22 protein-coding genes, 3 tRNA genes and 1 pseudogene are annotated in these 23,394 nt (G+C 63.1%); 12 read left to right on the top strand and 14 right to left on the bottom strand.

Going from position 1 to position 23,394, the window contains the following annotated elements; translation table 11 throughout:
• Positions 1–48: 48 nt before the first annotated feature.
• Positions 49–137 (bottom strand) — tRNA-Ser (locus JOF46_RS00270).
• A gap of 138 nt (positions 138–275) precedes the next feature.
• Between JOF46_RS00270 and JOF46_RS00265 the strand changes: the two genes are divergently transcribed.
• Positions 276–692, top strand: coding sequence for a hypothetical protein (locus tag JOF46_RS00265; RefSeq protein ID WP_209905487.1), 417 nt, complete (start codon positions 276–278; stop codon positions 690–692).
• 1 nt (position 693) lies between these two features.
• Here JOF46_RS00265 and JOF46_RS00260 read toward each other — a convergent pair whose 3' ends face one another.
• Entirely contained in the window at positions 694–2,898 is a 2,205-nt protein-coding gene (locus JOF46_RS00260; RefSeq protein WP_209905486.1) for a prolyl oligopeptidase family serine peptidase, read from the bottom strand.
• A 145-nt stretch (positions 2,899–3,043) separates the two neighbouring features.
• On the opposite strand from JOF46_RS00260, the gene JOF46_RS00255 reads away from it, so the two are divergent.
• Together JOF46_RS00255 and JOF46_RS00250 are read left to right on the top strand one after the other, a co-directional pair.
• A complete protein-coding gene (locus JOF46_RS00255; RefSeq protein ID WP_209905485.1) occupies positions 3,044–4,141 on the top strand; it encodes a type I restriction endonuclease in 1,098 nt (365 codons plus the stop codon).
• A gap of 104 nt (positions 4,142–4,245) precedes the next feature.
• Positions 4,246–6,279, top strand: coding sequence for an FAD/NAD(P)-binding protein (locus JOF46_RS00250; protein WP_209905484.1), 2,034 nt, complete (start codon positions 4,246–4,248; stop codon positions 6,277–6,279).
• A gap of 93 nt (positions 6,280–6,372) precedes the next feature.
• On the opposite strand, the gene JOF46_RS00245 is transcribed toward JOF46_RS00250, so the two are convergent.
• Positions 6,373–7,146: a VOC family protein gene (locus JOF46_RS00245; protein WP_209905483.1), complete on the bottom strand. Its 774-nt coding sequence runs from the start codon at positions 7,144–7,146 to the stop codon at positions 6,373–6,375.
• Between the two features lie 368 nt (positions 7,147–7,514).
• Between JOF46_RS00245 and JOF46_RS00240 the strand changes: the two genes are divergently transcribed.
• Positions 7,515–7,697 carry a MerR family transcriptional regulator gene (locus JOF46_RS00240; RefSeq protein WP_209905482.1) on the top strand — a complete coding sequence of 61 codons (183 nt, stop codon included), beginning with the start codon at positions 7,515–7,517 and terminating at the stop codon, positions 7,695–7,697.
• 127 nt (positions 7,698–7,824) lie between these two features.
• On the opposite strand, the gene JOF46_RS00235 is transcribed toward JOF46_RS00240, so the two are convergent.
• Complete coding sequence (locus JOF46_RS00235; RefSeq protein ID WP_209905481.1) at positions 7,825–8,664, bottom strand: hypothetical protein; 840 nt, start codon at positions 8,662–8,664, stop codon at positions 7,825–7,827.
• 158 nt (positions 8,665–8,822) lie between these two features.
• Complete coding sequence (locus tag JOF46_RS00230) at positions 8,823–9,665, bottom strand: hypothetical protein (protein ID WP_209905480.1); 843 nt, start codon at positions 9,663–9,665, stop codon at positions 8,823–8,825.
• A 249-nt stretch (positions 9,666–9,914) separates the two neighbouring features.
• On the opposite strand from JOF46_RS00230, the gene JOF46_RS00225 reads away from it, so the two are divergent.
• Complete coding sequence (locus tag JOF46_RS00225) at positions 9,915–10,688, top strand: hypothetical protein (protein WP_209905479.1); 774 nt, start codon at positions 9,915–9,917, stop codon at positions 10,686–10,688.
• 109 nt (positions 10,689–10,797) lie between these two features.
• Here JOF46_RS00225 and JOF46_RS00220 read toward each other — a convergent pair whose 3' ends face one another.
• Together JOF46_RS00220 and JOF46_RS00215 are read right to left on the bottom strand one after the other, a co-directional pair.
• Positions 10,798–11,334 (bottom strand): hypothetical protein, encoded by a 537-nt coding sequence (locus tag JOF46_RS00220; RefSeq protein WP_209905478.1) that lies wholly within the window; start codon positions 11,332–11,334, stop codon positions 10,798–10,800.
• Positions 11,335–11,440: 106 nt separating this feature from the next.
• Entirely contained in the window at positions 11,441–11,704 is a 264-nt protein-coding gene (locus tag JOF46_RS00215) for a hypothetical protein (RefSeq protein ID WP_209905477.1), read from the bottom strand.
• 439 nt (positions 11,705–12,143) lie between these two features.
• On the opposite strand from JOF46_RS00215, the pseudogene JOF46_RS00210 reads away from it, so the two are divergent.
• Positions 12,144–12,356 (top strand): annotated as a pseudogene (locus tag JOF46_RS00210) (tyrosine-type recombinase/integrase); the annotation flags it as partial.
• 96 nt (positions 12,357–12,452) lie between these two features.
• Here JOF46_RS00210 and JOF46_RS00205 read toward each other — a convergent pair.
• Positions 12,453–12,540, bottom strand: a tRNA-Ser gene (locus JOF46_RS00205).
• A 155-nt stretch (positions 12,541–12,695) separates the two neighbouring features.
• Here JOF46_RS00205 and JOF46_RS00200 point away from each other — a divergent pair.
• From JOF46_RS00200 to JOF46_RS00180, 5 genes are all read left to right on the top strand, one after another.
• Positions 12,696–13,673 (top strand): NAD(P)H-quinone oxidoreductase, encoded by a 978-nt coding sequence (locus tag JOF46_RS00200; protein ID WP_209905476.1) that lies wholly within the window; start codon positions 12,696–12,698, stop codon positions 13,671–13,673.
• 119 nt (positions 13,674–13,792) lie between these two features.
• Complete coding sequence (locus tag JOF46_RS00195) at positions 13,793–16,039, top strand: carbon starvation CstA family protein (RefSeq protein ID WP_209905475.1); 2,247 nt, start codon at positions 13,793–13,795, stop codon at positions 16,037–16,039.
• Positions 16,040–16,041: 2 nt separating this feature from the next.
• Entirely contained in the window at positions 16,042–16,290 is a 249-nt protein-coding gene (locus JOF46_RS00190; protein ID WP_209905474.1) for a YbdD/YjiX family protein, read from the top strand.
• Between the two features lie 137 nt (positions 16,291–16,427).
• A complete protein-coding gene (locus JOF46_RS00185) occupies positions 16,428–17,135 on the top strand; it encodes a proteasome activator (protein ID WP_209905473.1) in 708 nt (235 codons plus the stop codon).
• Positions 17,136–17,190: 55 nt separating this feature from the next.
• Positions 17,191–17,643 carry a hypothetical protein gene (locus tag JOF46_RS00180; RefSeq protein ID WP_209905472.1) on the top strand — a complete coding sequence of 151 codons (453 nt, stop codon included), beginning with the start codon at positions 17,191–17,193 and terminating at the stop codon, positions 17,641–17,643.
• 17 nt (positions 17,644–17,660) lie between these two features.
• On the opposite strand, the gene JOF46_RS00175 is transcribed toward JOF46_RS00180, so the two are convergent.
• Positions 17,661–18,893 carry a hypothetical protein gene (locus JOF46_RS00175; RefSeq protein ID WP_209905471.1) on the bottom strand — a complete coding sequence of 411 codons (1,233 nt, stop codon included), beginning with the start codon at positions 18,891–18,893 and terminating at the stop codon, positions 17,661–17,663.
• Positions 18,890–19,414, bottom strand: a complete 525-nt coding sequence (locus tag JOF46_RS00170) for an RNA polymerase sigma factor (RefSeq protein ID WP_209905470.1) — start codon at positions 19,412–19,414, stop codon at positions 18,890–18,892. The genes JOF46_RS00175 and JOF46_RS00170 overlap by 4 nt, the downstream gene beginning before the upstream one ends.
• 136 nt (positions 19,415–19,550) lie before the next feature.
• On the opposite strand from JOF46_RS00170, the gene JOF46_RS00165 reads away from it, so the two are divergent.
• Complete coding sequence (locus JOF46_RS00165) at positions 19,551–20,396, top strand: aldo/keto reductase (RefSeq protein WP_209905469.1); 846 nt, start codon at positions 19,551–19,553, stop codon at positions 20,394–20,396.
• Positions 20,397–20,500: 104 nt separating this feature from the next.
• On the opposite strand, the gene JOF46_RS00160 is transcribed toward JOF46_RS00165, so the two are convergent.
• From JOF46_RS00160 to JOF46_RS00145, 4 genes are all read right to left on the bottom strand, one after another.
• Entirely contained in the window at positions 20,501–21,070 is a 570-nt protein-coding gene (locus tag JOF46_RS00160; RefSeq protein ID WP_209905468.1) for a GNAT family N-acetyltransferase, read from the bottom strand.
• Positions 21,071–21,079: 9 nt separating this feature from the next.
• Entirely contained in the window at positions 21,080–21,583 is a 504-nt protein-coding gene (locus JOF46_RS00155; protein ID WP_209905467.1) for a MepB family protein, read from the bottom strand.
• A 96-nt stretch (positions 21,584–21,679) separates the two neighbouring features.
• Positions 21,680–21,752: transfer RNA gene (locus tag JOF46_RS00150), tRNA-Thr, on the bottom strand.
• Positions 21,753–21,834: 82 nt separating this feature from the next.
• Positions 21,835–23,385 carry an alpha/beta hydrolase gene (locus JOF46_RS00145; RefSeq protein WP_209905466.1) on the bottom strand — a complete coding sequence of 517 codons (1,551 nt, stop codon included), beginning with the start codon at positions 23,383–23,385 and terminating at the stop codon, positions 21,835–21,837.
• Positions 23,386–23,394 lie beyond the last annotated feature (9 nt).

Genomic DNA, 23,394 nt, shown 5'->3' with positions numbered 1-23,394 from the left:
TCCGGCAGGTTAAACGAAAACAGCCCCGACGAATCGAGACTGTTTCAGCGGACACGGGGGGATTTGAACCCCCGGTCGAGTATAACCCCGACACTTCATTAGCAGTGAAGCCCATTCGGCCGCTCTGGCACGTGTCCATATTGCTGTTTCCAGCTCCCCTAGACTACCCAAAGCTGGCGCGCCGCACAAAACGAGACCGAAAGGGCCGCAACAACCGCGCGGGAACGACCAACTGCCGCCGCCAACCGGAGGCCTGACGCGCTAACGTTGGCCACATGGCAAGTGCTTTCAAACTGGTGACCGTGGCGGACCTCGACTACAGCTCGCCCGACAAAAGCCGTGTTTCGGTGGCTGCCCGGCTGGGGCTGCTGTTGGAGGACGGCGGCAGCGTCCTGCTGCTCGACAATCGCGGGTGGTCGATCAGCCAGCACTGGGCGGATGCATCGGTTGACGACATCGAAAAGAGAGCATTCGATGTCATGGGACCCGATGCCCCGACGGAGGACCAAGACGAAGAAGACATGGCCACGGAGTATTGGGAATTCCTGAGTGAAATCCTGGAACAACAAGATCTCGACATCGGCCCCGCCGAGCTTCGCGAGTTGCCCCACGAAGTCCGGCTGAGCCATCGTCTGCTCAAGCGCCTCGATGCCGCACTCGACGACCCGGGCGGCAAGCGCACCGCAAGATGAATTAGTCCGCGACGTGCCGCCAGAGGAATTCGTAGCTGGTTGCCAGCATGGTCGCCGTCGCGCCGTTGTCGCTGGCCCCGGCATGTCCGCCGTCAAGGGACTCGTGGTAGCGGACATTGCCCACACCCATGTCCAGCATCTTCGCCGCCATCTTCCGGGCCTGCACCGGGCCGACCCGGTCGTCACTGGTGGCGCTCCAAATCAGCGAGGCCGGGTAGGTGGCCCCCTTCGGGAGCGCATCGTCGAGCCGGTGGTACGGGGAGAACGTGCGAACAAATTCCCAGTCAGCGGGCACATCCGGGTCGCCGTACTCGGCAATCCATGAATGCCCGGCGGCCAGCCGCGTGTACCTGCGCATGTCCAACAAGGGGACACCGCAGGAGATCGCCCCGAAAAGCTCGGGGTAGCCGGTGATCATGTTGCCCATCAGCAGCCCGCCGTTGGAACGTCCCGTCGCGGCCAGGTGTTCGCGCGAGGTGACCCCGCGGTTGATGAGGTCGCGGGCAATGGCCGCGAAGTCCTCGTAGGCGCGGTGCCGGTTTTCCCGCAGCGCAGCCCGGTGCCAGCGCGGCCCGTACTCGCCGCCGCCGCGGATGTTGGCCACCACGTAGCTGCCGCGCCGGCCCTGTTCAGTGCGGCGAACCAGCCAGCCGGGACCCAACGCACCGAGGTAGCTCGGGGTCAGGCTGGCCTGGAACCCGCCATAGCCGTTCATCAGCACCGGGTTCTTCCCGTCCAGCGGAAGCTCGCGCGGGGACACCTGGAAATAGGGGACGCGGGTTCCGTCATCGGAAACGGCAAAGTGCTGGGAGACCTCGAAGTCTTCGGCATCGAAACGAGCCGGTGCGCTCTTTACCGGCAGCGGGGTTGCGGCGTTGGCCGCGTCCGAGCCGACGGTCCCGCGTGCCAGGGTGGTGGGTGTGAGGAAACCGGTGAGGGACAGCCAAAAGTCCTCGCCGCATTCGGGATCCTCGTCGTCGACGGCCGAGATGCTGAAGCTGTGCAACGGGGAACCGATGTCCAGAGGCCGAAGCTCGAAGCCGCGGGCGGGATCGCAGATGAGGATCTGGGATGAGACGTCTTGCAGGACATTGAGCAGGATGTGGCTGGCGGTGAAGTCAATGGATTGCAGGGAGGTGGAGTCCGTGGGGACAAAGATCTCGCGCAGGGCCCCGGTGCCGGCCATGAACCCGTCGAGTTCTGCCAGCACCAGTGAGCCGGGAATGTGGGTGACACCTTCGCGGGTCCACGGGGTTTGCGGGGAGAAGATCACCCAGCCACGGTGCAGCGAAACCCCGACGTCGGTGGGGACGTCAAGGTGCACCCACTCATCGCCGCTGCGAACGTAGGTCTTGGAATTGTAGAAATCGATGACGTCGTGGGCCACGTCGCGTTCGAACCCCGGGGTCGAATCATGGGAAACGTAGGCCAGGACGTGCGACTGGTCGACGGCGAAGATTTCCTCGGCCTCGGCCAGCTCGTGGCCGCGCGACAGGCGGCGCACGGTGCGGGCATACGAGGACAGCGTGAGCGACCCTTCCCCGACATCGGTGGCGACAAACAAGGTGTCCGCATCCGCCCAGGAGACGTTGGTCTTGGCGACCGGCAGGTCAAAACCTCCGGGGACAAAGGCCAGGGTTGGCAGGTCGAATTCCCGCACGCGAACCTGGTCACCGCCATCGGGGGAGAGCTTGACCAGCGCCCGGGTGTATTCCCTGCCGCTTGCCGGGCGAAGCATCTGTGCCCCGGAGTAGACCCAGTCGATTCCCTCGGCTGCTGCCAGGGCATCCACATCCAGCAGGACCTCCCACTCCGGCTCCTGTTGCAGGTACGACTCCCAGCTGGTGCGCCGCCACAAGCCCTTGGGGTGCTGCGAATCGCGCCAGAAGTTGTAGTAGTGCTCTCCGCGCTTGGTGACCATCGGGATCCTGTCGGCGGCGTCCAGCACCGTGAGGATGGCATCCTTGGTGGCGGCGAAATCCGCGTCGAAGAGTTCCGCCTCGGTGCGGTCGTTCTGGCCAACCACCCAGTCCATGGCTCGGTCCGAATCCAATTCCTCGAGCCACAGGAATTGATCCTCGGCGGTGTTCTCGGCGGCTTGGACATTGTCGTTCTGCACGAGGGCATCCGAGGCCGGGGCTTCGGAACTACCTGTCGTTTCGGCGAGGCTTGTGGATGCGGGGGTTTCAAGGTGAGGGGTGCTCATATGGACAGTCTAGGGAAGCCGACTGTTTGCACACTGGGGATTCGTAATCGATTCGTTATATGACTCGTGGTGGGATGCCCCTTTTTATCGGGGTCCGTGGGTAGGTTGAGCAGAAGGTCTCAGTTTCGTCGAATAGGGGAAAACGATGCAGTTCGGAGAACGGCTAGCAGCGCTGGCGGCAAAGATTCAGCAGCAACGCAACATCATCGAAACCGAGGAGGCGACGAAGAACGCATTCATCATGCCGTTCATTTCGACGATCCTCGGGTATGACGTGTTCAACCCGCTGGAAGTTGTCCCCGAGTACACCGCCGACATCGGGATCAAAAAGGGCGAAAAGATTGATTACGCCATCATGCTTGGTGGCGAGGTGCAGATCCTCATTGAGTGCAAGCGTTCGGCCGGTGGCCTCAAGTACGAGCATGCATCGCAGCTCTACCGCTACTTTGCCGCCACCACCGCAAGAATCGCGATCCTGACCAATGGGGAGGTCTACCAGTTCTATACCGACCTCGATGCCCCGAACAAGATGGATGCGAAGCCGTTCCTGATCCTCGACATGAACGACATCGACGAAACACTGATCCCGGAGTTGCGCAAGCTGTCCCGTGATGCGTTCGACCTTGAATCCATTGTCAGCGCCGCGGAGGAACTCCGCTACGTCGGGGAGATCAAGCGCGCCATCGCCGCCAACTTCCAGGAACCAACGGCGGAGTGGGTCAAGTTCCTGTCGGCTGGCGTCTACGAGGGGCAATTTACGCAGCGCGTGCGCGAGCAGTTCACAGTCCTCGTAGCCAAGGCCACGAAGCAGTACCTTGCAGATCAGGTGAACGATCGCCTCAAGGCGGCGCTCGGGGAACCGAACATTCCCATGATGTCGAGTGCGGAGGCTGCCTCCAGCGTCACCAGCGAACCTGTGGTCGAAGCCGACCTTGAGCCGGACGACGGCGTTGATACGACGCTGGAAGAACTCGAAGGCTTCCACATTGTTCGTGCCATTGTTTGCAAGAACGTCAAGGTCAACCGCATTGCGCATCGAGATGCGAAGTCCTACTTTGCGGTGCTGCTCGATGACAACAACCGCAAACCGATAGCCAGGCTGCATTTCAACAGAGCACAGAAATACCTCGGGCTGTTTGGGGAAGACAAGACAGAAACGCGTATCCCCATTGAAAGCCTTGACGAGATCTACCTGCATTCCGATGCCCTGCGCGCCACGGTGGAAAGTTATGAAGCTGCGTAGCAGCAAGGGCTGGATGTCTTGAACCAGCGGTTCGCTTGGGCACGAACTTCAATTCCCGTGTCCAAGCGGACCGATAAGGCATGACGGCAGACTAGGCTAAAAGCGTGAGTGAGCAGCAGAATCCCGGTCGAGAACCGTACGTCATTGCCGTTGTGGGAGCCGGACCGCGGGGTACCTCGGTCCTTGAGCGCCTGGCATCCGAACTGGACCGCACCCGGAACCATTCGCGCGCGATCACCGTGGTGGTCTTTGACGTCCATGACCCGGGTGCCGGGCATGTCTGGAGCACGGCCCAGTCCCGGCTCTTCCTGATGAACACCCCCGCGGGATTCCCCACCGTTGCCCCTGAACGGGAAACCCCGGGCGAACCGGGATTGAGCTTTGACCAATGGCGCCTGGCCGGCGGCGACGGCGCCGTGCTCAGCAGCGTGGAGGCCGAGGAGCTGGAAAAGATGGGCCGGGGGTCCTACCCGCCGCGGGCCCTGTATGGACGGTACCTGCGCCACGTTTTTGAGCGGTCGGTGGCGGCCCTGCGCGCCAACACTGCGGTCGTTGAGGTGCGTGTGGAGCGCGCCGAGATCACCGGTCTGCACCGCGGCGAGGCCGACTACCTGCTCACTGGCCGCCGGGTTGCCGACGCCAACAGCCAAACGCCACAATCCGGCGATGCACTTGAACTGCGTGCAGACGCCGTGGTGTTGGCCCTGGGCCACGTTCCGGCACACTTGAACCCGGCACAGGAGGCAATGGCCCAGGCCGCCGACGACGCCGGCCTGGCCTACCAGGGGCCCAACGTTCCCGGTGACGTTGCCTGGGACAAGGTTCCCGCCGGGGAAACCGTCTTGGTTCGCGGACTGGGCCTGAACTTCTTTGACGTGATGATCGCCCTGACAGTGGGGCGCGGCGGACAGTTCAATGAAATCAACGGCGGGCCGGGTCGGGCCCTGGAATACTGGCCCTCGGGCCGGGAACCACGGATCGTGGCAGCCTCCCGCCGCGGAACGCCGTACCGTGCAAAATCCTGCATCGAGGAGTTCATCCCGGACTCCGTGAAACTGCGCTACCTGGACTTCGACGTGATCGTCCAGAAGGTTGCCGAGGCCCGGGTGCTGAACCCGGACGCCGTTGTCCGCTTTGACGCGCATGTGTGGCCATTGCTGCACCGCGACGTCCTGCTGGCCTACTACCGCACCGCGGCCAGGCGGCACCCGTCCCGCTTCGAGGTGGACCCCGACGAATTCGTGGACAACCTGGTTGCGGTGCTCGACGCCGAGCACCAGGCAGGTTCCCAGGTGTGGCTGCAGGGCGCTCGCCGGCTCGTGGAAGAGCAGGCGCCCGCCTTGGGATTCCTTGATGTCCCCCGGCTGGGCCACCCCTTCGCCGAACGGGGTTTTTCTTCCTTGAAGGAATACCAGAAGGCCGTCATGGAATACCTGGAGTTCGATGCGATTTCCTCGGTGGAAGGCGAGAAAGACCCGTTGAAGATGGCCATTGCCACCTTGAACGCCGGGCGCATGGTCGTCAAGGAGATGATCACCGAGCGCCTGATCTCGGACGAGTCGCGCCAGAGCGAGGTGCAGGGCTGGTTCGAACCGCTGGTCGAGGGTCTGGCCTCCGGTCCTCCGCTGCAACGCATCGAGGAGCTCGCAGCATTGGCCCGGGCCAACGTCGTGGAGTTCATCGGCCCGGACCCGGAGTTCGAGATTGACGGGCCTTCCGGCGTGTTCACCGCATCCTCGCCGTGGGTCGACGCCCCGGCATGTACGGCACGCACGCTCATCGAGGCCATGATGCCGGCCAACCGCGTGCTGCAGACGGGCTCGCCCTTGCTGCGGCAGCTGCTCGACGATGGCTTGGCCGCCGCGTTTCACATGCGCAACGACCAAGGCGAACCATTCCCGGGCTCGGGACTTGAGGTCATGGGCGAGCCGTACCGGGTGGTTGATGCCCGCGGGGTGGCGCACCGGGCGCTTTTCGTGCTCGGACTCCAGCTGTCCTCCGCGCAATGGGGTACCGCCATCGCGGCACAGGCCGGTGCCCCGCTCGACGGTGCGGCCCGCACCCTGGGCGATGCCCAAGATATCGCCCGGGAACTGCTGCGCCTGAGCCAGATCCAGGACCTGAACCAGCCGCGCTGAGAAACAGGCACTCGGCCATGGAACGAAATGACCGCGGGGAGGGCCGGGCACCAAAGCCCGTACCCTCCCCGCGACGGGAATATCCCGGCCCTGCTACACGCCCACCAGCTTCAAGCTGGCGCCGCAGCAATCGGTGATCGCGGCAACCCTGCCGAACTCGGAATCATGCGGGCCCTCGGTCACGGTGCCGCCGTTGGCCACCACCGTCGCGCAGGCCGCATCCACGTCATCCACGCCCCAATAGGTCACCCAGAATCCGGGGACCTCGGCCGGCAGGAAGCCGGAGGCGTCCATCAGCCCGGCCTTGGCATCGTCGCCCTGCCCGTAGGTGGTGTACCTGAATTCCGGGGAACCGGACATTACGTGGGTGTCCCAGCCAAAGGCTTTGGAGTAGAACTCCACCGCTGCAGGGTAGTCCTTGGAATACAGTTCGTGCCACGCCGGGGCGCCGTGCGCCGAATCAACGCCGAACCCCTGGTGATCCTGCGGCTGCCAGACACCGAATGCGGCGCCGCCGGCATCAAGGAAGATGCCCATGTGCCCGTACGGCGCCACATGCGTCGGCGGCATCAGGACCTGGCCGCCGGCGCCCTGGACGCTGGCCTCCGTGGCGGTGATGTCGTCGCACTTCAGGTACAGCGACCAGATGTTGGGAATGCCGCCGAACTCGGGCTGGTAGGGGGAGAGCCCCGCGACGAGGCGTCCCTGCCGCGTGGCGCTGAGGTACCCGCCGTATTCCTCGGAGATCGATTCCTCGAACTCCCAGCCGAAGAGTGCGGCATAGAACTTCTTGCTGGCTTCGATGTCGGTGGTCATGATGTCGGTCCATACCGGGTTTCCGGCGGGGGTGCTATCGCGCAGGGGCATTTTCGAACGCTTCCAATTCCTGGGGGTTTCCGTTGGTTCGGGAACCGGGAATCCTGCCTGCCCGGTTGCGAGGAATCCTACGTGCCGCACCCTGTCCTGACCATGGCCTGCGGGTTAACGAAAGGAGTCGGTTCCCGTGGGCACGGGAACCGACTCCTTGAACTGCGCGGATGGTAAGAGATTTGAACTCTTTTTAATGCCCAGTGGAGTGGCTTGTTCCGTGAATTCTCGGGGGTTTTACATGCCTGTAGATAACGTCGTTTCACTGTAGATGTGCCCAAATAGTGCCCGTCAATTGCTTGAGTGAACGCAGGATACTTCTAATCGGACTGCTAGACGTCCTAGGCATCACTCGGTAGGTTACGAGCATGGATCCCAAGAAGGCATACACCGTCCAAGAAGCTGCTGCCACCTATGGGGTAAGCATGGATACGATCCGCGTCAATATCAAGGCGGGCAACCTCGTAGCCCGCTACCCAACCAGCCGGCCAGTAATCGGTGCTGATGAACTTCAAGACTGGTTCGAAACGCTCCCCACCGAACCGCAATGAAAGAGAAGGCTTACTGCTGGCGTTGACGCGATCGGCGCGTATCGTTTTCAGCCCGGCGACAAGGCATCCCCACGGTGTACCCAAAACTTTCCCAGAACGATCGCGAAGAATCCTGTGGAACGTTTCGCTATCCGTCAGATGGCATAGAGAGCTCGCTATACCGCTCGCATGTGGCCTGGATGAGCTTTTGCGTTGAAAGGATGACACCAGCTAGTGATTTGTAGCTAAGGGTTACATGGAATGTTGCCCCGACTTCATCGGCGGTACCAGGAACTTCCGTCAATTCATGCGACGTAAACGTTGCCCACTGCTTCCCATGCGCATGCCCACTGCAAAGTTGCCACGCCGCCAACCAAGTCAGACTCGCAATCTGATCCCAATGTTGCAGCTTGCCCAGCATCATTGTCATCGTTGGCTGTTTCCAGTCCTTGAAAGAACTTGTGTCTAGGCCGGACTCTTCGGCGACTTCCTTCATGCGCTCGGTATAGCCCTTGATCCATCTCTCTGTTTTCTTTGATGGCTCATCGATCTCAGTCTTGAATTGTTTAGATAGGTGAATGTCTTTCAGTTGCGCTTCGATTCTTCGCCTGATCCGAAGTTTGGAATTCTCAGGTTCTATCAACCACAGAGCCTGTGCTGCTGCGTCGATAGCATTCCGCACCAATGCGTAGGGACCATACGGATGTGCCACGATCTGTATCGTCGCACCTTTCTCATTCACGATCATCTGCTCAAGGCTTTGGAGCGATCCGAATGCAACCATTAGTTGTTCATAAGCCAATTGATTGACTGGAAAATGTCTATTGAGCGCATTGTCATCAGCGAACCGGGAAGTACGCGCCGGCGTTTGGTACTTCTCGATCGTTTCTTCCCAATTCTGAAAAGACTGGAAGGCGCCCAGAATCGCTTCTGCTGCCGTCTGCTCGCTAGGGCTGTCTGCCTCGATCGATTCGCGCTTTTTACTCATTCATTGAATGTTAGTCCTAAATGACGAACAGACCCCCAGCAGCTCGTGTGAGCTGCTGGGGGCCTACTGCTGGCGGTCCAGGGTGATGGTCACTTGGTCCTCCTGTTTTTGGGAATGACAAAGCCCCGGGGTTAGCCGGGGCTTTTGATTGGTCGAGCCTACGCGGCTGGGTCGATCCAAAGCATTTGATCCACGAGTGCCATGTCGCCGCTTTTCAAGGCACCAAGAACCAATGGGAGTATCGGCGGGAAGTTTCGGGATTTCTGATACTCGACAATCCCGGTTCGCAATATGGCATGAATTTTAAAGATCCGATCGTACTGACGCGACTTGAAGTCTGCGAGCTTCACGGGTGCGAATCCATCGAGTAACCGTTGCAACTGTTCTTCAAGATCAGCGAGGGTTTGTGAATGACCTACGAACAGCTGGAACTTTCCTGAGGCAACCGAGGTATTTGTAATTGCTCGCCGGAGGGTCAATCCGCGGCCCTCCTCGTTCACGTCGATATGTGCGGCCATGAGCATTTCATCTAGCGCTGCCACGAATTCGGCCGTCATTTCGAGTTCACGAGCATTCTTCCGCTCATTGAGATCTGCTTGTGTTGCCTTCTGCGAAGCGTCCAGCTGCGCTTGAGTCGCGGCGTATGCGGCATCAAGCTGAGCCTGATTTGCTTTGTAAGCAGCTTCCATCTGATCTTGAGCAACCTTTTCGGCGACCTTGAGCTGAAGATCTAAGGCCCTTGCATTCGCTTCTAGCAGTTCCTCATGAGCCTTCTTGCTGTGCTCCAGGGTGTCGGACATATCCTTGTTTGCCTGCTGTCGCTGCCTATTGGATACCCAAAGTGCGCCCGCTGCAATGGCCAGGATTCCCCAGTTGGCTAGAGCGCTGCCAACTTCCCATCCTGACGGGGCGTTCGCCAATTGGTAGGTGCAACTGATTAGAGAATCTGCTTTGGCTGACAGTGGTGGCAGGACACATTCGAAAGACTCGGCGGTGATCATCCGTCAATCCTATTGGGGTCGCGTTCGATCATGTCGGGTGCTGCGTGGGTGATGGTGCCGTCGTCCCATTGGACGCGGTAGAACCCGTCGATGGTTTGGGTGTTGTTATGCCGGTTCTGGTGCGGACGCTGGCCTGCCGGATAGGGACACCGTCGGGGATGAGCTCTAGCATGAACAAATCGTATCGTCCTCCTAGAACGTGGATCATGTGAAGATGGACTGGTTGATTTGAACTAATTGGGGGAAATGATGAGCAAACGGGGACCTGCGACACCTATCGAGAAAGCACTGGCCTGGGCTACCAGTGTCCTGTTGGTGGTCAACGCGATCTTCTGGATCGGTTGGATCAACGGATATCCGCCAGTCGGTGTCGATGCGATCACCTTGGGAACATGGGCTACTGCTATCGGAACATTTCTTCTTGCCTATTTTGCCTACCATGCATGGACAACTTCTAGAACTACGCTAGAGGCCATGGAAGGCCAGGCCGAAGGTGACTTAGCGGCCCGCCAAAAGGAACTTGAGATCTCGGCCCTAGCCGACTACCTTCGCGCACTTGGTGCTGCGGCCAGAGTCTCTGAGTTTTACCCTGGCTACGATGGCGAAGATCCTTCAGCGCTCTTGAAACCAAAGGACGCCGAGAAAGTAAAACAAGACGACTTAGCAAGAGAAGATATCTACGTAAATGGGATAGACAACATGTGCAAAGCTATTGAGCTATCGGGCGCCATCTGGAGAATGCATCATCACGAACGGGAACTAGAGATGAATCCGTTCCTCATAGGGGAAATCGACCTAATACGGGCCTTGGAGAGGCAACATATAACAGGCTTCGCTCGCTGGAACCTTCGTCAGCACTGTGCAACGTTCGCCAGCGGCTACATGCAGCTCTTGCGAGACTGGCAAATGAAACCAAAAGAACGGAGTCAGTGCATCCAAGGTATGAAGTCGATTTCTGAGACTTTCACTAGCAATGTTGAAGGCGTTGAACAGGCTGTAGCAAACAACGAATACTGCTTTTAGATAAGCCCATCCCTCCACTCCGCTGACGGTGGTTGCGGCCTTCTGGAACAACTGCGAAAGCCCTCAGCGGCTCGGATGAGCTACTGAGGGCAGTTGTCGTCGGCAGGGCCTAGTAAAGCGGGAGTGCTATGTCGTTATCTACGCGAACCCCGATCCTTTCGAGGGCCGATCGCGTTGTGTAGAGCTTGTTCATCGGATCTCCGGCTTCGATGTGACTCACTGTCTCAAGGAATCGAACGTGAGATTCCAGGATGACTCGTTCCCCTTCGGAATGCTGGAATGCCGGGATCCAAACATGTTCACTGGCAACTGCATAGTAGTGGCGGCGGGCGATGAGCGCGCCGGCCCAAAAAACATCGATGCACTCAAGGTCGGCGGTCGTTTTCTTCCCCTTTATGAACGAAGGAATGCCCTCTTCAAGCCAGGCGAACTCTCCGTCCTCCTGCAATTCCAGACCCCAAGCGATGGTCAGGTTCACGTCGGCTGAATATGTGGCTCGGCGCGGGTGTGGGTTCGGTGTGAAGTTGCCTTCTGATTCCTTCCAATCAACTGCATAGGCCGGGCCGTTGCCACCGTGGCACGGAATGTAGTGCCAATCTTCGGCTGTGCTGTTGGCCAAGATGTGCATAACGTCATTGAAACGCATAAGTAATCCTTTGGTTGGAGGGAAATATGCCGATGCTATCTCGGCGCACCGACACAACGCGGACATGACGATGGGTACGGTGCCGGATCAAATGAACCGGATCTGGCTAGAAGTCGATGACCAGCGGGCGTAGCTCAAATGAGGTCCCGGGCAACCGCTCACCCAAAGCCACGTACCGGCCACGCGAGTAGACTTCGAGGTTTCGCCCATCGCGCACGCGCTTGCCCTTCGCCGCCTCATGCAGGCCCCAGACGTGCAGCCCGCTGCCGGACAGGGAAACCTCAGTAAAGGTGTTAGGGTTCGCCGCGAGAATCTCAGCAGCCCACGGCAACACCTTCCCATCCAAGATGCAGTGATCCAGGTCGATCACGCCGATACCGTCGCCGGCCAAAACGAACCCGAGACCAACGGCGGCAGTCGAGCATTTCGCCTCGGCGTAGGTTGCCCAGGTGGCTGGATTTGTCGATGATGCGAAAGTTCCCGAAAGCGTTAAGGGCGCTTCTTCTCATCCCGGCGCACCCACCTATCCAGATTCACCAATTCAGTTGGAATCGAACACGGATGACGGTGTGCCGAAACGCGGCACTTAGTCGAGCAAAAACGGGCATCAGCACGCCTCATAGCCATGGACCCCTGACAAACGGGGCATATACGAGTGTTCATAGCATCAATTGTACCGACATGGCATGACGCTTGTAACGGATAGTGACCCGAAATCACGGGGAATTTGAGTAATTTCGAGTGGCAACAAAGATGACTGAGCCCCTATACGCCCCGACGCAGTCTAGGGGGTCATAATTGATCGCTCGGCCGTTCAAGCTGCCAAGGTCGACAGAGTGACGCCTCATGACCTTAGGCGTTCGGCCGCAAGCTTTGCCGTGAGTGCCGGCGCCAACGTGAAAGCGGTGCAACGAATGCTCGGTCACAGCTCGGCGGCAATGACGCTGGACGTCTATGCAGAGCTGTTTGATGACGATTTGGACGCCGCGGACATAGCTCTGGATGCCGCTGTCTCAAAATGACTTGTGCCCAAAACGTGCCCAAAAGGCCTCTAGCCTTAAACAAGAAAAGCCCCTACTTCCTCGTAAATAAAAGGAAGTAGGGGCTTTCTATGTGAGCGGATGGTAAGAGATTTGAACTCTTGGTACGGGGTTACCGCACACTGGTTTTCAAGACCAGCTCCTTAGGCCGCTCGGACAACCATCCAGACCAAGAAAGTATACGCCAGCCCGAACGTGCCCTGGGACCGCCACGCCCCTGCGGTCACAATCGGGAGTCGGTTTTTCCGGGCGGTAGAGTGGCCCCAATTGGCCCTGCCAACCAAGCCAAGTGAAGAAAGCTGGAAGACAAGGATGACGATGATGCGTGCCATTGAATACCGCGGTGCCGGCGGCCCGGAGGTGCTCACCGAAGTCGATCGGCCCATGCCGGTCCCCGGGCCCGGGGAAGTGCTGATCAAGGTGGCGGCCTTCGGACTGAACCGTGCCGACGTGCAGCAGCGCCGGGGCGTCTACCCGCCTCCGCCCGGGGCCAGCGATATTCCCGGGCTCGAGGTTTCGGGCACCGTCGAGGCACTGGGGGAGGGCACGGTGGGACTGGCGGTGGGCCAGCGGGTCTGCGCCCTGCTGGCCGGCGGCGGCTACGCCCGATACGTGGCGGTTGCCGCGGGGCAGGTGCTTTCGGTTCCCGAGACCGTGGACCTTGTCGATGCAGCGGGCTTCATGGAAGTCGCCTGCACCGTGGTGTCCAACCTCTTCTTGGAGGCCGGGCTCGCCCGCGGAGACACCGTGCTGCTGCACGGCGGGGCCGGAGGCATCGGGTCGATGGCCATCCAATTGGCTGCGGCAGCCGGGGCCAGGGTCCTGGTGACCGCCTCAAGCGAGGAAAAGATCGCCCACTGCCTGGCCCTCGGTGCGGCCGCCGGCATCAACTACCGCGAAGAGGACTTTGCCGCGCGCACCAAGGAGCTCACCGACGGCGCCGGGGCCGACGTGATCCTTGACGTCGTGGGCGCGAAGTACCTGGAACCAAATGTTCGTGCGCTGGCCAAGGACGGGACCCTGGTGGTCATCGGCCTGCAGGGAGGCGCCAAGGCAGAACTCAACCTCGGGGTGTTGATGGCCAAGCGCGCCCGGGTCGCGGGCACCACGCTGCGCGCCCGGCCGCTGGAACAAAAGGCGAAAATCGTCGCAGCGGTGAAAGAGCACGCCCTGCCGATGCTGGCCAACGGGACGCTCACGTTGTCCATCGATCGACGTTTCCCCTTCACGGAAGCCGCTTTGGCACACGAATACTTCGATTCGGGGCAACACACCGGGAAAATCATCGTAAAGTTCTGAAACTGTTTTTCCCGCGGACTACGGTGTAGGTAGCTAGGCGGGTGGCGCGTCCAACAAGGCCGCGCCACCGGCCAACGACCACTCGCATCCCTTATCCGTCAGTTGCGTGAGAGGAAAACATGAGCAAGACCCAACCAACGGCCCCGGGGCTTCCCCCGGCAGGAATCGACCCGCAGGTAGCGGAGGCAGAGGAAAGGAAATGGACGCCGGCGAAGATCGCGCTGTGGGTGGCCATCTCGCTGCTCGGCGGCGTCGCCTGGGCCATCCTGGCGTTCTCCCGTGGGGAAACCATCAACGCGATCTGGTTCGTCTTCGCCGCGGTGTGCACCTACCTGGTGGCCTACCGCTTCTACTCGAAGTTCATCGAACGCAAGATCGCCAAGCCCAACGACTTCAGGGCGACCCCGGCCGAGTACAACAACAACGGCCGCGACTTCATGCCGACCGACCGGCGCGTGCTCTTTGGGCACCACTTTGCCGCGATCGCCGGTGCCGGGCCGCTGGTCGGCCCGATCCTTGCCGCGCAGATGGGCTACCTTCCGGGCACCATCTGGATCATCATCGGTGTGGTGCTGGCCGGTGCGGTCCAGGACTACCTGGTCATGTTCTTCTCGATGCGCCGGGGAGGGCGCTCGCTGGGGCAGATGGCCCGTGAGGAACTCGGCGTCATCGGCGGCACCGCCGCACTGATCGCGACCCTGGCCATCATGGTCATCATCGTTGCCATCCTGGCCCTGGTCGTGGTCAACGCGCTGGGCGAATCCGCCTGGGGCGTGTACTCGGTCGGCCTGACCATCCCGATCGCCCTGTTCATGGGCGTCTACCTGCGCTTCATCCGCCCGGGCAAGGTCCTGGAGATCTCCGTGATCGGCTTTGCGCTGCTGATGTTCGCCATCATCTCCGGCCGCTGGGTCGCCGAATCCGCATGGGGTGCCGAGCTCTTCCACATGGACCGCACCACCCTGGCCTGGTTCATCATCATCTACGGCTTCATCGCCGCGGTGCTTCCGGTGTGGCTGCTGCTGGCCCCGCGCGACTACCTCTCCACCTTCATGAAGATCGGTGTCATCGGCCTGCTGGCCATCGCGATCCTCGTGGTGCGCCCGGAAATCAGCGTCCCGGCGATCTCCGAGTTCGCGGGCACCGACAAGGGCCCCGTGGTCGCCGGACATCTCTTCCCGTTCCTGTTTGTCACCATCGCCTGTGGCGCCCTGTCCGGGTTCCACGCACTGATCGCCTCGGGCACCACCCCGAAGATGGTGGAAAAAGAACGCCAGACCCGCTTCCTGGGCTACGGCGGCATGCTCATGGAATCCTTCGTGGCCATCATGGCGCTGGTTGCGGCGATCTCCATCGACCGCGGCATCTACTTCGCCATGAACTCATCCGCGGCCGCCACCGGCGGCACCGTGGAAGGTGCTGTGGCATTCGTGAACTCGCTCGGCCTGACCGGCGTGAACCTGACCCCGAGCATGCTCACCGACCTGGCCGCGGGCGTGGGCGAGGAATCGGTGGTCTCGCGCACCGGCGGCGCCCCGACCCTGGCCGTGGGCATCGCCCACATCATGCACCAGTGGTTCGGCGGCGTGAACCTCATGGGCTTCTGGTACCACTTCGCCATCATGTTCGAGGCGCTGTTCATCCTCACCGCGGTGGACGCCGGAACCCGCGTGGCCCGCTTCATGCTGCAGGACACCATCGGCAACTTCATCCCCAGGTTCAAGGACACCTCCTGGCGTCCCGGGGCCTGGGCGTGCACCGCCATCATGGTTGCGGCCTGGGGCTACATCCTGATCCTGGGCGTCACCGACCCGCTGGGCGGAATCAACACCTTCTTCCCGCTCTTCGGCATCGCCAACCAGCTGCTGGCCGCCATCGCGCTGGCCGTGGTCATGGCCATCGTGGCCAAGCGCGGGAACTTCAGGTACCTGTGGATCGTGGTGCTGCCGCTGGCGTTCGCCACGGTGGTCACCGTATACGCCTCGTTCCTGAAGATCTTCTCCACCGTTCCGGCCGTGGGCTACTTCGCCCAGCACAACGCATTCAAGGGCGCCCTGGAACGCGGGGAAACCAGCTTCGGATCGGCCAAGAACGTCGAGGCCATGGAGGCCGTGGTGCGCAACACCGGCGTGCAGGGCTGGCTCTCGGTGATCTTCCTGGTGCTCTCGGTGATCGTGATCATTGCGGCCATCATCGCCACCATCCGGGCCTACCCCAACGGCGGCGGCAAGAACACCGAAGACCCGGAAATCCCCTCGCGCATCTATGCGCCGAGCGGACTGGTTTCCTCCCCGGCGGAGAAGGAACTCGAGAAGGCCTGGAAGCAGGTTGCCCCAGAGCACCGGATCGCACGCGGGGGACACTGAGCATGGACCCCGCAGGCGGAACCCCGCAGGGCACCGGCACCTCCGCGCTGGCGCGCGGCCTGTGCGCCGTCGGCAACGCCGCCCGCGGCCTCGGCCGCTACCTGGAGGGGGTGCTGGGCGCGGACAAGTACCGCGTCTACCTGGAACACCAGGCCCGCACGCATCCGGGCGTAGAACCCATGGGCGAGCGCGAATTCTGGCGCGACTACACCGACTGGCAGGAGAAAAACCCGCAAGGACGGTGCTGCTGATCCGCTTTGGGATCATGGCCTGATGAAGGCCGGGGGCCGGCGGACAACATGTCCGCTGGCCCTTGGCATGTGACGAGCCCGGAACCGCCGGCGAAATCTTCCAGCCGGGCGCAGGGATCACGTGGCAAGATGGAGCCATGAGCGAGCACAGTGAACAGATCCCCGATCCCCACGCCGCATCCAACGCTTCCGAGCCCGACGACGCGACGTGGGCGAACCTGGCAGCGGCCGCGGCCGGAACGCGCCCCGGCGCCCAGCCGGCGGGCCCCGCGGCCCAGCCCGGCGAACCCGGCCCGGAGGCCCCGCACGCGCCGGGCAAGGACGCGGTGCAGGTGATGAGCATCGGGGAACCGGCCAAGCTCATGCGCATCGGCGGCATGATCAAGCAGCTGCTCGACGAGGTGCGCTCGGCGCCGCTGGACGCCGAGGCCCGCGCCCGCATGGCCGACATCCACGAACGCTCCGTCCACGAGCTGGAGAGCGGGCTGTCCCCGGAACTCGCACAGGAACTGCACCGCATCCGGCTGCCCTTCGCCGACGGGGAGACCCCCTCGGCCGCGGAGCTGCGCGTGGCCCAGGCCCAGCTGGTGGGCTGGCTCGAGGGCGTCTTCCACGGGCTGCAGGCCGCGATGGCCGCACAGCAACTGGCCAACCAGCAACTAGCCCAGCGCATGGCCATGCGCCAGCTTCCCCCGGGCACCCAGGTGGCCCCGGGCATCATCATCAACGAGCAGGGCGAGCCCGAACGCATGGGCGCACCAGGCCCGGGCCCCGGACCTGGCCCGCAGGCGCCCACCCAGGGCCAGGGCACCGAGGGCGACAGCGGGTTTGGGCAGTACCTCTAGACTGGATTTGCACGAGGGAACAACTCCCGCGGCACTAACGAAGGCACACATTTAGATGGGGTTGTTCTCCGCAGCGCGCAGCGCACGCCGCGACAACAAGGAACTCGGCGACGGGGTCTGGCGCCGGGCCTACGACAGGTTCGGGCGCTCGCTTGACCGGGTGCACCAGATCCTCGAGGGCATCGAGGACAACGACCTGCACAATGCGCTGATCATGATCGCCAACCACCTCGCCGACCTCCAGTCCCGGGTGCGCACGGTGTGCGTGGCCGCCCAGGCCCAATGCCCCAGCGACGGACAGAACATCCCCAACGAGCTCCACGAGGTGCACCGGCTGCTGTCCAAGGCCGCCAACGACCTGGCCACCACCGCGCAGGTCGCCGCCATGTCACGCCTGGACGGCGAGCGCTGGGGCTACGAATCCGCGGGGTTGGAGAATGTAGCGATGCGCGCCGACCTGGTCGCCGACGGGATCGCCGCCGCCGAGGCCGAGCTGGCCCGGCACTAGCAAGACAAACCCGGGGGCTACTTGGCAACCGCCCGGAACAAGACGACCTCCCCGGAGTATTCCCCGCAGGTTGCGTTCCTTGCGGTGGGGAAACCCGTGAAATCGGACGTGGGCGTGTCCCCGGTGTCCAGGATGAACGTCGAATCGTCTCCCTCGCCGAGCCACCCGTCGCGCGGCATGATCCGCAACGGGTACCCGGCCACGGGGCTCTCCTGTCCGGCGAACTCTGCAATCGACGCCGACGCGGTGGACCCCTCGGGGAACGACAGGATCTTGACTCCCTGGCGCGTGGAGGCCGCGATGCAGGAACGGGCCTGGGCATCGGTGTGGGAATGGAAGGCCTTGGCCTTGAATCGCTCGGTGGTGCCCGACGGTTTGCCGGTGTAGGCGTAGGCCATCTTGAAGGTCGCGAACTGGGCAAGCACCGTGCCGTTGTATTCGACGTCGGGACGCTGCAGGTAGGTCCCGCCAAGCGTCTTCAGGCTCCTGGCCTCGCCCACGGAGTCGGCAGCGAGCCGCGCAGGATCCGAGACCATGACGCCGTAGGGTCCCGGCACCGGGGTGATGAGGCCCGGCTTCGCATCGGTGCTGGCCACGACCACCAGCATCCCGTCCCCTGCCTGATCGCCCAGCGCGGCGGCGTCGGAGGCATCCAGCGCGATCGGCAGCCAGGGATCGGTCGCCTGGAACAACGCCTCGCCTTGGCCCGAGACGGCGAAGGGCATCAGCAGCCAGCCGGTGCCGCGTGCCACGGGCGCGTCCGAGGGCAACGCCGGTCGCAACCATCCGGTGATGCGCACGCCGCCGGCTTCCGAGAAGGCGTTCAGCCTCGCGTTGTCGTCCGGGTTGAAGTAGCTTTCCGACGGAGTGGGTGTGGGAGTGGGTGCCACGGCCGGGGGAGCAGCAGGCTGCGGGGCACCACCCCACGGGCCGAACACCCCGACCCCGGCTACAATCGCACCGGCCGCGGCAACCGCGAGGATGGCCACCGCCCGCCGCTGGGTCCTCGACCGGGGGTGCCTGCCGGTTTCCTCTGCCAATGCGCCACCTCTCGCAGGCCCCGGTGCCACCGGGGAAGGACGTTGGGAAAACACCGGCACATAGTCGCCGTCCGGGATGGCGGCCGTGTGGGCGCGGCTGCGGGCCAGGGCACCCTCATGCTCCGCGCCGCAGGGGTCGGAACCACGCAGCAGCGCCGCCAGGGACGGATCGAGCTCGTCGTTGGCCGGTGGGGTTGGAAGGGTGTTCATGGCCGTGCCGCCTTTCCCAGGGGAGGGAGCAGGGTGGATTCCGATTCAAGGGCCGCCGCAAAGGACTTGCGTGCCCTGTGCAGGCGCACCCGGATGGCCCCGGGGCTCGCGCCGAGGATGACGGCGATCTCCTCCGAGGTGAATGAATCCCAGTAGGTGAGCAGCAGCAGCTCGCGCTCGGTTTCCTTCAGTGCGGCAAGGCCCAGGGCCACCTGCGGGTTCGGCACAGCGGGGCGTTGGTGTGCCAGCGACAGGGCCGTGCGCAGCTTCGTGGACCTCGCCGAGGACCGGTAGGCGTTGCGCAGCAGGTTCCGCGCAATGGCCACCACGTAGGGCACCGGCAACGCCGCGCCGTCGAGCACCTTCTCCCAGACGATCACGAATACCTCGCCGGTCAGATCCTCGGCCAGGTGCGCCGGAATGATCCGCCGGGCCAGGTACCTGTACACGGTGTCGTGACAGGCCGCATGCACGGCGGCGAAACGTTCCTCGGCGCTTGGCGCCGGCCGCGGTAATGTCATCATTCCCTCCATACTGCACTTATGTCTGCAGGTGGGCGCAGTGTTACACGCATGGTGGAAGTTTCCTGTTTCGCCCACCGCTGATCGATTGGGGCCGGTGCCCGGCAAGACCATGTCCGGTGGCAGGATGGGAAACATGACGAACCTTGTATCCCCAGATCTCACATTCCACGACGGCAACTCCATCCCGCAGCTCGGCTACGGGGTGTGGAAGGTCGAGGACGACGTCGCAACCGACGTGGTCCAGCAGGCCTTCGCCGCCGGGTACCGCCACATCGACACAGCACGCATCTACGGCAACGAGGAGGGCGTGGGACGCGCTATCGCCGCCACCGACGTGCCGCGCGAGGACATGTTCATCACCACCAAGGTCTGGAACGCGGACCAGGGCTACGACCAGACTCTGGCAGCCTTCGATGCGTCCATGGAGCGCCTGGGCCTGGAATACCTCGACCTGTACCTGATCCACTGGCTCCAGCCCAAGCAGGGCAAGTACGTGGACACCTGGAAGGCGCTGATCGAGCTGCAGAAGTCCGGCCGCGTGAAGTCCATCGGCGTCTGCAACTTCACCGTCGAGGCGCTCGCCGAGCTCGAGGAAGCCACCGGTGTGCTGCCGGTGATCAACCAGGTCGAAACCCACCCGTACTTCCCGCAGACCGAGCTGCGCGAGTTCGAGGCCTCCAAGGGCATCCTGCACCAGTCGTGGTCCCCGCTGGGCCAGGGCAACGAACTTCTTGCCGATCCGGCCCTGGTGGCCATCGCCGAAAAGCACAACGCCACCGTCGCACAGGTCGTCATTGCCTGGCATCTGGCCCTGGGCAACGTGGTGATCCCGAAGTCGGTGACCGCCTCGCGCATCGTGGAGAACCATGCCGGCCTGGGCGTGCAGCTGGATGAGACGGACCTTGCCGCGATCAACGAGCTGGACAAGGGTGCCGCCGGCCGCATTGCCGCCGACCCTGCCGTCAGCGACTTCGCCTGATCCCTGCCGCGGGTCCCTTGAGGGCCCAAGCACGTCCAACGACCGGTGGCCGAGGAGTTCCCCACGGAATTCCACGGCCACCGGTCGTTGGTGCAGCCCAGGGATCAGTCCAGGATTGCCCAGGGGCCGGGAGCGCGGTCGTCGCTGGCGAGCAGGCCCGCTGCCCAGTCGTCGCGCAATTGGCCGCGCAGCGCAGCACCCAGGCGCGCGGTGCCCTCGAACCGGAAACCCAGTTTCTGGGCGACCCGGGCCGAACCGAGGTTCCCCGCGTACGCGTTCCAGCCGACCCGTGCCAGGCCGAGCCCCTCGGGCACGGGCGCGAAGGCGAAATCCAGCACGGCATTGCAGGCCTCGGTCAGCAAGCCACGGCCGCGGAAATCCGACGCCATCCAGTAGCCCAAGTCGGCGGAGCCGTTGGCGATCCGGTAGAGGCCCACGACCCCGGCCAGGGCTCCAGCTGAACGAATCGTCCAGGTGTTCTCGGTGCCCTCGGCCCACGTCGTATCGGTGTGCGAGGTGACGTACTCCAGGGCGTGTTCCCGCAAATAGGGCACTGGAATCGGCACCCAGTTCTGGATCTCGGGATCCTGGCAGGCAGCAAAAACCGCCTCGGCATCATCGGGTGCGGGAGGAACAAGTTCCAGGTTCGCGGTGGCCAGCGAGAGTTTTTCCATGGAAGAAGACTAGCCGCCCACGGTGGTGAAGAAGGCTCGTTGCCAGGCCCACGTTGAGCTCGCGTTCTTGTTCAACCCGGTGTCCCACGGGGTGTAGAGCCGGAACCCTCGTTTTCCGGGTTTGCCGCCGGTGGTCAGGATGCCGTGGTCGGCCAGGTTGGTGGCCGTGAAGGTGAAATACCCGTATCCGGCGGGCACGGAGGCCGCAATGACGAAGTCCTCGACCTCATCGGCGAGCGAATACGGCCGCGTTGCACCGTTCTCGTCGCGTTTCCACAGGGTCGTGAAGAGACCCGCCTTCGCGGGCGTCACCTTGGCCGAGCGGAAAATCGTCCGGGTGCCGATCCCATCGGTTCCCGCCATCACGTAGCTGCAGCCGGCGTAGGCGCGTGCCTCGGGGTTCGGATCGGGCACGTAGCCCGAGATCCGGCCGGCCGCCGGGGAATCGCCGGCTTCAAGGAACCGAGCAAGTTCGGGAACGTATTCTTCGGGATCGAACGTCGCGGGTGGCATGTGGGATCTTTCGGGGTGCGGGCGTCGTCAACTCGGTGGTCGTTAACGCTCGAAGGCCCGCCACCTGGTGGTGACGGACCCTCAAACCGAAAAACGAGCCTCCTGCCAGAATCGAACTGGCGACCTTCTCATTACGAGTGAGACGCTCTACCAACTGAGCTAAGGAGGCACCGTGGCGCGCAAGCACCACAAGTGAACACTTTATAGGAGTCTATCGGCAGCGGTCAAAACGGCCCGGTGCCGATCCTGGCTCAGCACCGCAATCCGTCGGCCGGAACCGTGCCGTCAAGGAAATAGGATTCCACGGCGTCAGAGATGCAGCCATTGGACCGGCCGTAGGCGGTGTGCCCGTGGCCCTCGAAGGTGACCAGCGAGGCGGACTCGAGCTGTTCGGCCAGCGACTGGCTCCAGGCGTACGGGGTGGCCGGGTCCCCGGTGGTGCCGATGACCACGATGGGGGCGGCGCCCTTGGCGGTCAGCTCTCCGGGTTTTCCGGTGGCCGGGTACTTCCAGTCCTGGCAGCCGACCGGGCCGTAGGCCAGGTACTTGCCGATGGTGGGGGCGGCCTCCAGCAGGGCCTTGGCCTCGGCGCGCATGGCCGGGATGTCGGCGTCCATGGGGTAGTCGAGGCAGTTGATGGCGGTGAAGGCGGCGGTGCCGTTGCCGGTGTAGCTGCCATCCGATTCGCGTCCGGCGCTCAGGTCGGCGAAGTACAAGATGTCATCGACGTTCCCGGCAATCGCGTTGCGCAGCCCCTCGGTGAGCATGGGCCAGGTGGAATTGTCGTAGAGCGGGATGATGAATCCGTTGACGAAGTCGATGATCGGGACGCGGCGCCCGTCGCTGGAGACCATCGGGTTGGCCTCGACGGAATCGAAGAGGTCCCGCAGCTGGCCCAGGGCATCCTCGAGCTCGCCGGTGAACGGGCAGTCCCCGGAATCCAGGCATTCCTGCATGTAGGCGCGGATCTCGTGCTCGAACCCGACGGCCTGGCCCATGGTGATTTCGTCGTTGTCCAGCGTGGGGTCCAAGGCCCCGTCCAGCACCAGGCGCCCGACGTTCTGCGGGAAGAGCTGGGCGTAGTGCGCACCCAGCGAGGTGCCGTAGGAATAGCCCAGGTAGTTCAACTGCTTGTCCCCGAGCGCCGCACGCATCACGTCCATGTCGCGGGCCGCGGAGATCGTGTCCACGAAGCCCAGGGCCTTCCCGGTGCGCTCGGCGCAGAGCGCGGCATACCCGGCGCTGGCCTTGCGCATGGCTGCCAGGCCCTCATCGGTGGTGGCGTCGAATTGCTCCGCGCGGCTGGCGTCCTGTTCCTCGGGGTTCTCGCATTTCACCGGCGTGGAGGAGCCGACCCCGCGCGGGTCGAAGCCGATGACGTCGAAGCCGCGCTGCAGCTTCTGCCCGAACATCGTCGGGACAGCGTCGCGGACGATCTCGAGCCCGGAGGCGCCGGGCCCGCCGGGGTTCACCAGCAGGGAACCTGCGGCGTTCTTCGCGCCGGGGCGCTTGTTCAGCGCCAGGGTCATGGTGTCCCCGCCCGGGTTCGCATAGTCCATCGGAACGCTCAGCTCGGTGCATTGCAGCACCCCGCCGCAGGACTTCCAGTCCAGTTCCTGCGTGTAGAACTTCTCCAGGCCGGCCGGGACCGCGTCCACCGGCGCCCCGGCTGAAGGCTGGGCTGCCGGCGCTGAAGCCGGCGCGGGGGCCGGTGCCTCGGCGGTGGCCGTGGAGCAGGCGCCCAGCAGCAGGGCCATCGACCCCAGGACGGCGATCACGGACAGGCGGCGGGGTGCTCTCATGCGGGCTTC

The sequence above is a fragment of the Paeniglutamicibacter psychrophenolicus genome, assembly GCF_017876575.1.
Lineage (GTDB): Bacteria > Actinomycetota > Actinomycetes > Actinomycetales > Micrococcaceae > Paeniglutamicibacter > Paeniglutamicibacter psychrophenolicus.
Note: the sequence above shows the minus strand (reverse complement) of the source record. Positions and strands in the feature narration are given on the sequence as shown.

Excerpts from the sequence above, each read along its gene's own strand:
- JOF46_RS00265 (WP_209905487.1), top strand. The coding sequence starts at position 276 with ATGGCAAGTGCTTTCAAACTGGTGACCGTGGCGGACCTCGACTACAGC.
- JOF46_RS00260 (WP_209905486.1), bottom strand. The coding sequence starts at position 2,898 with ATGAGCACCCCTCACCTTGAAACCCCCGCATCCACAAGCCTCGCCGAA.
- JOF46_RS00255 (WP_209905485.1), top strand. The coding sequence starts at position 3,044 with ATGCAGTTCGGAGAACGGCTAGCAGCGCTGGCGGCAAAGATTCAGCAG.
- JOF46_RS00245 (WP_209905483.1), bottom strand. The coding sequence starts at position 7,146 with ATGCCCCTGCGCGATAGCACCCCCGCCGGAAACCCGGTATGGACCGAC.
- JOF46_RS00240 (WP_209905482.1), top strand. The coding sequence starts at position 7,515 with ATGGATCCCAAGAAGGCATACACCGTCCAAGAAGCTGCTGCCACCTAT.
- JOF46_RS00235 (WP_209905481.1), bottom strand. The coding sequence starts at position 8,664 with ATGAGTAAAAAGCGCGAATCGATCGAGGCAGACAGCCCTAGCGAGCAG.
- JOF46_RS00230 (WP_209905480.1), bottom strand. The coding sequence starts at position 9,665 with ATGATCACCGCCGAGTCTTTCGAATGTGTCCTGCCACCACTGTCAGCC.
- JOF46_RS00225 (WP_209905479.1), top strand. The coding sequence starts at position 9,915 with ATGAGCAAACGGGGACCTGCGACACCTATCGAGAAAGCACTGGCCTGG.
- JOF46_RS00220 (WP_209905478.1), bottom strand. The coding sequence starts at position 11,334 with ATGCGTTTCAATGACGTTATGCACATCTTGGCCAACAGCACAGCCGAA.
- JOF46_RS00200 (WP_209905476.1), top strand. The coding sequence starts at position 12,696 with ATGCGTGCCATTGAATACCGCGGTGCCGGCGGCCCGGAGGTGCTCACC.
- JOF46_RS00195 (WP_209905475.1), top strand. The coding sequence starts at position 13,793 with ATGAGCAAGACCCAACCAACGGCCCCGGGGCTTCCCCCGGCAGGAATC.
- JOF46_RS00190 (WP_209905474.1), top strand. The coding sequence starts at position 16,042 with ATGGACCCCGCAGGCGGAACCCCGCAGGGCACCGGCACCTCCGCGCTG.
- JOF46_RS00185 (WP_209905473.1), top strand. The coding sequence starts at position 16,428 with ATGAGCGAGCACAGTGAACAGATCCCCGATCCCCACGCCGCATCCAAC.
- JOF46_RS00180 (WP_209905472.1), top strand. The coding sequence starts at position 17,191 with ATGGGGTTGTTCTCCGCAGCGCGCAGCGCACGCCGCGACAACAAGGAA.
- JOF46_RS00175 (WP_209905471.1), bottom strand. The coding sequence starts at position 18,893 with ATGAACACCCTTCCAACCCCACCGGCCAACGACGAGCTCGATCCGTCC.
- JOF46_RS00170 (WP_209905470.1), bottom strand. The coding sequence starts at position 19,414 with ATGACATTACCGCGGCCGGCGCCAAGCGCCGAGGAACGTTTCGCCGCC.
- JOF46_RS00165 (WP_209905469.1), top strand. The coding sequence starts at position 19,551 with ATGACGAACCTTGTATCCCCAGATCTCACATTCCACGACGGCAACTCC.
- JOF46_RS00160 (WP_209905468.1), bottom strand. The coding sequence starts at position 21,070 with ATGGAAAAACTCTCGCTGGCCACCGCGAACCTGGAACTTGTTCCTCCC.
- JOF46_RS00155 (WP_209905467.1), bottom strand. The coding sequence starts at position 21,583 with ATGCCACCCGCGACGTTCGATCCCGAAGAATACGTTCCCGAACTTGCT.
- JOF46_RS00145 (WP_209905466.1), bottom strand. The coding sequence starts at position 23,385 with ATGAGAGCACCCCGCCGCCTGTCCGTGATCGCCGTCCTGGGGTCGATG.